The sequence below is a fragment of the Halobacillus kuroshimensis DSM 18393 genome (assembly GCF_000425705.1).
GTDB lineage: Bacteria > Bacillota > Bacilli > Bacillales > Halobacillaceae > Halobacillus > Halobacillus kuroshimensis.
This window is the reverse complement of sequence record NZ_AUDY01000005.1, coordinates 17,029-26,242: the sequence shown is the minus strand read 5'-3', so window position 1 is coordinate 26,242 and position 9,214 is coordinate 17,029. Positions and strand designations below refer to the sequence as shown.

Below are 9,214 nucleotides of genomic sequence, written 5' to 3'. Positions count from 1 at the left end.
AAACTAATAATTGTTACTTATCTAAAGGAGGAAATATACAATGGGTAAAGAAAAATTTGACCGGTCCAAGTCCCACGTTAACATTGGTACTATTGGACACGTTGACCACGGTAAAACTACTCTAACTGCAGCGATCACTACTGTACTTCATAAGAAATCTGGTTCTGGTGAAGCTATGGCCTACGACATGATCGACGGTGCTCCTGAAGAGCGTGAGCGTGGAATCACTATCTCCACTGCACACGTTGAGTACGAAACTGAAGCTCGCCACTATGCACACGTTGACTGCCCAGGTCACGCTGACTACGTTAAGAACATGATCACTGGTGCTGCTCAAATGGACGGCGCGATCCTAGTTGTATCTGCAGCTGACGGTCCAATGCCACAAACTCGTGAGCACATCCTGCTTTCTAAAAACGTAGGTGTACCAGCTATCGTTGTATTCTTGAACAAAGTTGACATGGTAGATGACGAAGAGCTTCTTGAGCTAGTTGAAATGGAAGTTCGTGATCTTCTATCTGAATATGACTTCCCTGGTGACGATGTACCAGTAATCAGCGGTTCTGCTCTTAAAGCTCTTGAAGGTGAAGAGAAATACGAGCAGGCGATCTATGACCTTATGGACGCTGTTGACGAGCACATCCCAACTCCAGACCGTGACACTGACAAGCCATTCATGATGCCTGTTGAGGACGTATTCTCCATCACTGGCCGTGGTACAGTTGCAACTGGCCGTGTTGAGCGTGGTCAAGTTAAAGTCGGTGACGAAGTTGAAATCATCGGTATGGCTGAAGAGTCCTTCAAGACTGCCGTAACTGGTGTTGAAATGTTCCGTAAGCTTCTTGACTATGCAGAAGCTGGCGATAACATTGGTGCTCTTCTACGTGGTGTTAAGCGTGAAGACATCAACCGTGGTCAGGTACTAGCTAAGCCTGGTTCCATCACACCACACACAAACTTCAAAGCTGAAGTTTATGTACTAGCTAAAGACGAAGGTGGACGTCACACTCCATTCTTCTCTAACTACCGCCCACAGTTCTACTTCCGTACAACGGACGTAACTGGTGTTATTCAACTTCCTGAAGGCGTAGAAATGGTTATGCCTGGGGACAACGTTGAAATGACAGTTGAACTTATCGCTCCAATCGCGATCGAGGACGGAACTCGTTTCTCTATCCGTGAAGGTGGACGTACTGTAGGTTCAGGCGTTGTATCTACAATCACTAAATAAGATCTCTCTTATTTTATAGGAAGCAGCAGCCATCCGGCTGCTGCTTTTTTTGTGTTATCACTTGAAAGAACCGGCTGAATTTGTTTTAATGTATTATGGAATTTTTGCGGTGGAACGAATGCTGTTTATCTGGAAGAGATGGTTGAAATGTGCCGCAAACATCAGTATAATAGTAAAAGTGTCCGTAGATAAAATATTTATGGATTTTTCCTTGCAATGACCCGAATTATTCTATATAATGAGTAATGTTGGTCATAAAAGGCGATGAAGCGAAAGGTTGTTGACACACCCGGCCCCTTTGCCATGGCTGGTGTTCAAGTTTTTTCGCGGAGAATGTCTATTTTAAAAATGGGCGAAGAAGGAGGGAATATCATGGCAAAAGAAAAAATTCGTATTCGTTTAAAAGCGTATGATCACAGAGTGCTTGATCAGTCTGCAGAGAAGATCGTTGATACAGCTAAGCGTTCCGGCGCGGAAGTATCTGGTCCGATCCCGCTTCCAACTGAGCGTTCTGTATATACAGTACTTCGTGCGACTCACAAGTATAAAGACTCTCGTGAGCAGTTCGAAATGCGCACGCACAAACGTCTGATTGACATTGTTAATCCAACACCACAGACCGTTGATTCACTAATGCGTTTGGATCTACCATCTGGTGTGGATATCGAAATTAAACTATAATAAATCGTTAAGATAATAGGAGGTGTAACGGATGACGAAAGGAATCTTAGGACGCAAGGTCGGCATGACACAGATTTTCTCTGACAACGGTGAATTGATCCCTGTAACTGTTATTCAGGCTGAGCCGAACGTAGTTCTTCAAAAGAAAACTACAGAAAATGATGGTTATGAAGCGATCCAGCTTGGATTTGCTGATGAAAAATCCAACCGTTTGAAGAAAGCTGCTCAAGGGCACGCTGACAAAGCAAACACAACACCTAAGCGCTACGTTCGTGAATTCCGTAATGCGAACCTTGATGACTTTGAACTAGGTCAAGAGGTTAAGGTAGATATGTTTGAAACTGGTGACGCAATCGATGTGACAGGTACTTCTAAAGGGAAAGGTTTCCAAGGTGCAATCAAGCGCCACAACCAATCCACTGGACCTAAAACACACGGTTCCCGTTTCCACCGCCGTTCCGGTTCTATGGGACAAGGTGCAGACCCATCGAAAGTCTTCAAAGGCAAAGGTCTTGCAGGACAAATGGGTGGCGAGCAGGTAACTCTTCAAAACCTTGAAGTAGTTAAAGTAGACGCTGAGCGTAACCTGCTTCTAGTCAAAGGTAATGTACCAGGCGCGAAAAAATCTTACGTTAAGATTACAAGTGCAAATAAGGCTAGCAAATAATCAACGAAGGGAGGATATGTCATGCCTAAAGTAGCACTATTAAACCAAAGCGGTTCTAATGTTGGTGAAATCGAACTGAATGAAGCCGTATTTGGGATTGAACCTAATACTCACGTATTACACGAAACTGTGTTGATGCAGCGCGCGAATCTTCGCCAAGGCACACACAAAGTAAAAGGACGTTCTGAAGTATCCGGCGGTGGCCGTAAACCATGGCGTCAAAAAGGTACAGGCCGTGCACGTCAAGGGTCTATCCGTTCACCACAATGGGTTGGCGGTGGAACTGTATTCGGTCCTACACCACGCAGCTACAGCTACACGATGCCGAAAAAAGTTCGTCGTCTTGCACTTCAGTCCGCTTACTCTTCTAAAGTACAGGAAGGTAACGCAATCGTTCTTGAGAGCTTGTCTCTAGACGCTCCAAAAACTAAAGAAGTTGTAAATATGCTTAGCGCACTAGACGTAAACGAGAAGGCTTTGATCGTTACAGCAGGAGAAGATAAGAACGTAGCTCTTTCTTCTAATAACATCCCTACAGTAAATGCTCTCCCTGTAGAGCAGGTAAGTGTGTTAGACTTGCTGACGCATGACAAGCTGATCCTTACTAAGGAAGCAGCTGAAAAAGCAGGGGAGGTGCTCTCATAATGAAAGAACCACGCGATATCATTAAGCGCCCTGTCATTACTGAACATTCTGCTGATCTTATGGGAGAAAAGAAATATACGTTTGAAGTTAGCACGAAAGCTAACAAAACTGAAATTAAAAATGCAGTTGAAGAAATCTTTGGCGTTCAAGTTGAGTCTGTCAACACAATGAACCTTAAAGGTAAATTCAAGCGTATGGGTCGTTACGGCGGCTATCGTTCTGATCGTAAGAAAGCAGTTATTAAGTTGACTCAGGACAGTGAAGAACTAGAATTCTTTGAAGTATAATTGACTAATTGATAATGAAGGAGGGAAATAAAGATGGCGATTAAAAAGTTCAGACCGATTACTAACGGTCGTCGACACATGTCAGTTTCTGATTTCGCTGAAATCACAACTGACAAACCTGAACGCTCCCTTATCGCTCCACTTCACAAAAAAGGTGGACGTAACAACCAGGGTAGGCTGACAGTTCGTCATCAGGGCGGAGGCCATAAGCGTCAGTATCGTATTATCGACTTCAAACGTGACAAAGATGGAATACCTGGACGCGTTGCTACAGTCGAATATGATCCGAACCGCTCCGCTAACATTGCACTAATCAACTATGTTGATGGTGAAAAACGCTACATCCTTGCTCCTAAAGGTGTTAAGGTTGGCACAGAAATCATTTCAGGTGAAGGTGCGGATATCAAACCTGGTAACGCTCTTGCACTTAAAGATATTCCAGTTGGTACAATTGTACACAACGTAGAACTTAAGCCGGGACGCGGCGGACAGCTTGTTCGTTCTGCTGGTGCTTCTGCACAAATCCTTGGCCGTGAAAACAAATACACTCTAGTACGCCTGACTTCTGGTGAGGTCCGCCTGGTACTATCTACTTGCCGTGCAACAATCGGTCAAGTTGGTAACCTTGAGCACGAACTTATCAGTGTTGGTAAAGCTGGACGTTCTCGTTGGAAAGGCAAGCGCCCTACTGTACGTGGTTCCGTAATGAACCCTAGTGATCACCCACACGGTGGTGGTGAAGGACGCGCACCAATCGGTATGCCATCTCCTGTATCTCCATGGGGTAAACCAACTCTTGGATACAAGACAAGAAAACGCAACAAGCCGTCTGATAAATATATCGTACGTAGACGCGGTAAAAAATAACGGGATTGTCGGGCGGGCAGTAGGACCCGTCTCTCAATCGCGAAGGGAGGTTTATTCATGGGCCGCAGCCTGAAAAAAGGACCTTTTGTAGATGATCATTTGATGAAGAAAATCGAGAAGCTTAATGAAGATAGCAAACAGCAGGTCGTGAAGACTTGGTCTCGTCGTTCAACTATCTTCCCTAACTTCGTAGGACACACCATTGCTGTTTATGATGGTCGCAAACACGTACCTGTCTATGTTACTGAAGACATGGTAGGTCATAAACTAGGTGAATTCGCGCCAACCCGTACGTTTAAGGGACACTCTGGCGATGACAAGAAAACAAAACGCTAATATAGAGAGGAGGCACTCTAATGCAAGCTAAAGCAGTTGCTAAAACCGTTCGTATCGCTCCTCGTAAAGCTCGTCTTGTAATTGATTTAATTCGAGGAAAAAATGTGGGTGAAGCTCTAGCTACACTTCGCCTGAAAAACCGCGGCGCATCTCCAGTAGTTGAGAAACTTCTTAACTCTGCGATCGCCAACGCTGAACACAATTATGAAATGGATCCGGAAAACCTATATGTTTCCGAAGCGTTTGTAAACGAAGGCGTAACACTTAAACGTTTCCGTCCTCGTGCAATGGGCCGCGCAAGCCAGATCAACAAACGCACAAGCCACATCACTGTGGTCGTATCAGAAAAAAAGGAGGGATAATCAGTGGGTCAAAAAATTAATCCGGTAGGTCTTCGTATCGGCGTTATCCGTGACTGGGAGTCCAAGTGGTACGCTGGTAAAGACTACGCAGACTTGTTACATGAAGACATTAAGATTCGTGAATATGTTGAAACTCGTCTTAAAGATGCTGCTCTTTCCACGGTCGAAATCGAACGCGCAGCAAACCGTGTAAACATTACTGTGCACACAGCTAAGCCAGGAATGGTTATCGGTAAAGGCGGTTCTGAAGTCGAAGCACTTCGTAAAGCTCTTAACCAACTCACTGGTAAACGAGTTCACATCAACATCGTTGAAGTGAAAAAACCAGATCTTGACGCTACACTTGTAGCTGACAATATCGCACGTCAATTGGAAAACCGTGTATCTTTCCGTCGTGCTCAGAAACAAACTCTACAACGCGCAATGCGTGCAGGAGCTAAAGGTATCCGTACCCAGGTATCCGGTCGTCTAGGTGGCGCAGATATCGCTCGTGCTGAATACTACAGTGAAGGAACTGTACCACTTCATACACTTCGTGCAGACATCGATTACGGTACTGCAGAAGCAGACACCACTTACGGTAAGCTTGGTGTTAAAGTGTGGATCTATCGTGGTGAAATCCTTCCAACAAAAACTGATAAATAAGGAAGGGGGAACAGCATTATGTTAATGCCTAAACGTGTTAAATATCGTCGTCAACACCGTACAAGCTTGAAAGGCCGTGCCAAAGGCGGTACTGAAGTTGCATTCGGTGAATATGGTTTGCAAGCTATCGATCCAGCTTGGATCACAGCCCGTCAGATCGAGGCAGCGCGTATCGCGATGACTCGTTACATGAAGCGTGGCGGTAAAGTTTGGATTAAAATCTTCCCTGATAAGCCTTATACTGCTAAGCCCCTAGAAGTACGTATGGGTTCCGGTAAAGGTGCTCCAGAAGGTTTCGTAGCAGTTGTGAAACCAGGGAAAATTATGTTTGAGATCGCAGGAGTTTCTGAAGAGGTAGCCCGCGAAGCACTTCGTCTTGCTTCCCACAAACTTCCGATCCGTACGAAGTTCGTAAAACGTGAAGAAATTGGTGGTGAAATCAATGAAGGCTAATGAGATCCGTGAATTAACCACTGCCGAAATTGAACAAAAAGTTAAATCTCTTAAAGAGGAACTTTTCAACCTACGCTTCCAATTGGCAACAGGTCAACTTGAGAACACTGCACGTATCCGTCAAGTTCGCAAGTCCATCGCCCGTATGAAGACTGTTGCTCGTGAACGTGAGCTAGGCGTAAATAACTAATAGATGAGAGGAGGTCACCCTCACATGACTGAACGTAATAATCGTAAGGTTTATACCGGCCGTGTTGTTTCTGACAAAATGGACAAAACAATCACTGTTATGGTAGAAACTTATAAGTTCCACAAGCTTTATGGCAAACGCGTAAAGTATTCCAAAAAGTTCAAAGCACATGACGAAAACAACCAGGCGAAAAACGGCGACATCGTGCGCATCATGGAAACTCGTCCATTGTCCGCATCCAAGCGTTTCCGTCTTCTAGAAGTTGTTGAAGAGTCTGTTATTATCTAAATAAAGTTCGCTCGGAGATGATCCGAAGGGAGGTTACATGGTATGATTCAACAGGAATCTCGTCTGAAAGTTGCAGACAACTCTGGTGCACGTGAAATCCAAACGATCAAAGTCTTGGGTGGATCCGGCCGTAAAACAGCTAACATTGGTGATATCATCACTGCTACTGTGAAACAGGCAACACCAGGAGGCGTTGTTAAAAAAGGTGAAGTAGTTAAAGCTGTTATCGTACGTTCTAAGAGCGGTATGCGCCGTAAAGATGGTTCTTATATCCGTTTCGACGAAAACGCAGCAGTAATCGTTCGTGATGACAAAGGACCACGCGGTACTCGTATCTTCGGACCGGTAGCTCGTGAACTTCGTGATGCTAAATTCATGAAGATTGTATCTCTAGCTCCAGAAGTATTATAAAAGCCTGAATGAAATGCCTTGTTAAGGAGGTGCGCGTAGAATGCACGTAAAAAAAGGTGACAAAGTAATGGTCATTAGCGGTAAGGATAAAGGCAAGCAAGGTACAATCCTTGAAGCTTATCCAAAGAAAGATCGTGTTCTTGTTGAAGGCGTGAACGAAGTGAAAAAACACGCGAAGCCGTCTCAAGAAAACCCACAGGGTGGAATCTTGACTCAGGAAGCAGCGATCCACGTATCAAACGTAATGCCGATTGATCCTAAGACTGGCGAACCGACCCGTGTTGGTTACAAAGTCGAAGACGATAAGAAAGTTCGTATCGCGAAAAAATCCGGTGAAGCGCTGGACAAATAACCCATAGATGAAAGGAGGGCCACACGATGAACGAACTAAAGAAACAATATAAAGAAGAAGTTGTTCCATCTCTGATGAGCAAATTTGAATATGAGTCCATCATGCAGACACCAAAAGTTGAGAAAATCGTTGTCAACATGGGTGTAGGCGATGCTGTTCAAAACGCGAAAGCACTTGATACAGCTGTTGAAGAACTAACGATGATTACTGGTCAGAAACCAGTGATTACGAAAGCTAAGAAATCAATCGCAGGCTTCCGTCTACGTGAGGGTATGCCGATCGGTGCGAAAGTAACCCTTCGCGGAGAGCGTATGTACCAATTCCTACAAAAGCTGATCGCCGTATCACTACCACGTGTGCGTGACTTCCGTGGTATTTCTAAGAAAGCTTTTGATGGTCGTGGAAACTACACTCTTGGTGTTAAAGAGCAATTGATTTTCCCAGAGATCGATTACGATAAAGTAAACAAAGTGCGTGGAATGGATATCGTTATTGTCACTTCTGCTGACTCTGACGAAGAAGCGCGTGAACTATTAGCTCAATTCGGCATGCCGTTCCAAAAATAATGAGCTGACATTAAGGAGGGAAAATAGTGGCTAAAAAATCAATGGTCGCGAAGCAACAGCGTAAACAGAAGTACGAAGTACGCGAATACACTCGTTGTGAACGCTGCGGACGTCCGCACTCCGTACTACGTAAGTTTAAGCTTTGCCGTATTTGTTTCCGTGAACTTGCATACAAAGGACAAATCCCTGGTGTCAAAAAAGCCAGCTGGTAAACCCGTAACAGGGAAGGAGGTAAAAGAGTTATGACAATGACAGATCCAATTGCAGATATGCTGACTCGTATCCGTAATGCGAATATGGTTCGCCACGAGAAGCTTGAACTTCCAGCTTCCAACGTGAAAAAAGAAATCGCTGATATCCTTAAGCGTGAAGGTTTCGTACGTGACTACGAATTTGTAGAAGACAACAAGCAGGGTGTTCTTCGCATCTTCCTTAAGTACGGCCAGAACAACGAGCGCGTAATCACTGGTGTTAAACGTATCAGTAAGCCAGGTCTACGTGTGTATGCGAACTCCGAAGAGCTTCCTAAAGTTCTTAACGGACTTGGTATTGCCGTTGTATCCACTTCAAAAGGTGTCCTAACAGATAAAGAAGCTCGTGAACAAGCCATCGGCGGCGAAGTTCTAGCTTACGTCTGGTAATAAAACGAACAAGACAGGAGGTGCAAAAATATGTCTCGCGTAGGATTAAAAACTCTTGAAATTCCTGAAGGTGTAGAAATCACTCAGGATAACAAAACGATTACAGTGAAAGGTCCAAAAGGGGAACTGACTCGTACGTTCCACGAGGACATTACTGTTACAGTTGAAGATAACGTTCTATCTGTATCGCGTCCAAGCGATCACAAAGAGCACCGCGCTCTTCACGGTACAACACGCAGCCTGATCGGCAACATGGTTGAAGGTGTATCTAAAGGTTTCGAGAAGAACCTTGAAATCATCGGTGTCGGTTACCGTGCTCAGAAGCAGGGCGAAACAGTTGTTGTGAACGCTGGTTATTCCCACCCTGTAGAAATTGAAAAACGCGAAGGAATCGAAATCGAAGTTCCTTCCAACACAAAAGTTACTGTTAAAGGTATCGACAAAGAACTAGTTGGTGCTGTTGCTGCTAACATCCGTGCTATCCGTCCTCCAGAGCCTTACAAAGGCAAAGGAATTCGTTACGAAGGCGAACGTGTACGCAGTAAAGAAGGTAAAACAGCTAAATAAGGTTCTAAGGTAACGTATAGAAAGG

18 protein-coding genes are annotated in these 9,214 nt (G+C 44.6%); all 18 read left to right on the top strand.

Annotated elements, in window-relative coordinates; genetic code table 11:
- The first annotated feature begins 40 nt into the window (after nt 1-40).
- The 18 genes from tuf to rplF all read left to right on the top strand — a co-directional run bounded on the left by tuf (nt 41) and on the right by rplF (nt 9,189).
- Nucleotides 41-1,231, top strand: a complete 1,191-nt coding sequence (gene tuf, locus H615_RS0101045) for an elongation factor Tu (protein WP_027953425.1) — start codon at nt 41-43, stop codon at nt 1,229-1,231.
- Between the two features lie 372 nt (nt 1,232-1,603).
- Nucleotides 1,604-1,912, top strand: a complete 309-nt coding sequence (gene rpsJ, locus H615_RS0101040) for a 30S ribosomal protein S10 (protein WP_027953424.1) — start codon at nt 1,604-1,606, stop codon at nt 1,910-1,912.
- Nucleotides 1,913-1,943: 31 nt separating this feature from the next.
- The gene (gene rplC / locus H615_RS0101035) at nt 1,944-2,579 is read left to right on the top strand and encodes a 50S ribosomal protein L3 (protein WP_027953423.1); all 636 of its coding nucleotides are present in this window, start codon (nt 1,944-1,946) and stop codon (nt 2,577-2,579) included.
- A gap of 21 nt (nt 2,580-2,600) precedes the next feature.
- Entirely contained in the window at nt 2,601-3,224 is a 624-nt protein-coding gene (gene rplD / locus H615_RS0101030) for a 50S ribosomal protein L4 (RefSeq protein ID WP_027953422.1), read from the top strand.
- Nucleotides 3,224-3,511, top strand: coding sequence for a 50S ribosomal protein L23 (gene rplW, locus H615_RS0101025; RefSeq protein WP_027953421.1), 288 nt, complete (start codon nt 3,224-3,226; stop codon nt 3,509-3,511). The genes rplD and rplW overlap by 1 nt, the downstream gene beginning before the upstream one ends.
- Nucleotides 3,512-3,544: 33 nt before the next feature.
- Nucleotides 3,545-4,378, top strand: a complete 834-nt coding sequence (gene rplB / locus H615_RS0101020) for a 50S ribosomal protein L2 (RefSeq protein ID WP_027953420.1) — start codon at nt 3,545-3,547, stop codon at nt 4,376-4,378.
- Between the two features lie 57 nt (nt 4,379-4,435).
- A complete protein-coding gene (gene rpsS, locus H615_RS0101015) occupies nt 4,436-4,714 on the top strand; it encodes a 30S ribosomal protein S19 (protein ID WP_027953419.1) in 279 nt (92 codons plus the stop codon).
- A 20-nt stretch (nt 4,715-4,734) separates the two neighbouring features.
- A complete protein-coding gene (gene rplV / locus H615_RS0101010) occupies nt 4,735-5,076 on the top strand; it encodes a 50S ribosomal protein L22 (protein ID WP_027953418.1) in 342 nt (113 codons plus the stop codon).
- A gap of 3 nt (nt 5,077-5,079) precedes the next feature.
- A complete protein-coding gene (gene rpsC / locus H615_RS0101005; protein ID WP_027953417.1) occupies nt 5,080-5,721 on the top strand; it encodes a 30S ribosomal protein S3 in 642 nt (213 codons plus the stop codon).
- 18 nt (nt 5,722-5,739) lie between these two features.
- A complete protein-coding gene (gene rplP / locus H615_RS0101000; protein WP_027953416.1) occupies nt 5,740-6,174 on the top strand; it encodes a 50S ribosomal protein L16 in 435 nt (144 codons plus the stop codon).
- Nucleotides 6,164-6,364, top strand: a complete 201-nt coding sequence (gene rpmC, locus H615_RS0100995; RefSeq protein ID WP_027953415.1) for a 50S ribosomal protein L29 — start codon at nt 6,164-6,166, stop codon at nt 6,362-6,364. The genes rplP and rpmC overlap by 11 nt, the downstream gene beginning before the upstream one ends.
- A gap of 24 nt (nt 6,365-6,388) precedes the next feature.
- On the top strand, nt 6,389-6,652 hold the full coding sequence (rpsQ, locus tag H615_RS0100990; protein ID WP_027953414.1) for a 30S ribosomal protein S17: 264 nt from the start codon (nt 6,389-6,391) through the stop codon (nt 6,650-6,652).
- Nucleotides 6,653-6,694: 42 nt separating this feature from the next.
- The gene (gene rplN / locus H615_RS0100985) at nt 6,695-7,063 is read left to right on the top strand and encodes a 50S ribosomal protein L14 (RefSeq protein ID WP_027953413.1); all 369 of its coding nucleotides are present in this window, start codon (nt 6,695-6,697) and stop codon (nt 7,061-7,063) included.
- Between the two features lie 40 nt (nt 7,064-7,103).
- Entirely contained in the window at nt 7,104-7,415 is a 312-nt protein-coding gene (gene rplX / locus H615_RS0100980; protein ID WP_027953412.1) for a 50S ribosomal protein L24, read from the top strand.
- 26 nt (nt 7,416-7,441) lie between these two features.
- Nucleotides 7,442-7,981: a 50S ribosomal protein L5 gene (rplE, locus tag H615_RS0100975; RefSeq protein WP_027953411.1), complete on the top strand. Its 540-nt coding sequence runs from the start codon at nt 7,442-7,444 to the stop codon at nt 7,979-7,981.
- 26 nt (nt 7,982-8,007) lie between these two features.
- The gene (locus tag H615_RS0100970; RefSeq protein ID WP_027953410.1) at nt 8,008-8,193 is read left to right on the top strand and encodes a type Z 30S ribosomal protein S14; all 186 of its coding nucleotides are present in this window, start codon (nt 8,008-8,010) and stop codon (nt 8,191-8,193) included.
- A gap of 30 nt (nt 8,194-8,223) precedes the next feature.
- Complete coding sequence (rpsH, locus tag H615_RS0100965; protein WP_027953409.1) at nt 8,224-8,622, top strand: 30S ribosomal protein S8; 399 nt, start codon at nt 8,224-8,226, stop codon at nt 8,620-8,622.
- 30 nt (nt 8,623-8,652) lie between these two features.
- Entirely contained in the window at nt 8,653-9,189 is a 537-nt protein-coding gene (gene rplF, locus H615_RS0100960) for a 50S ribosomal protein L6 (RefSeq protein ID WP_027953408.1), read from the top strand.
- Nucleotides 9,190-9,214: the final 25 nt, after the last annotated feature.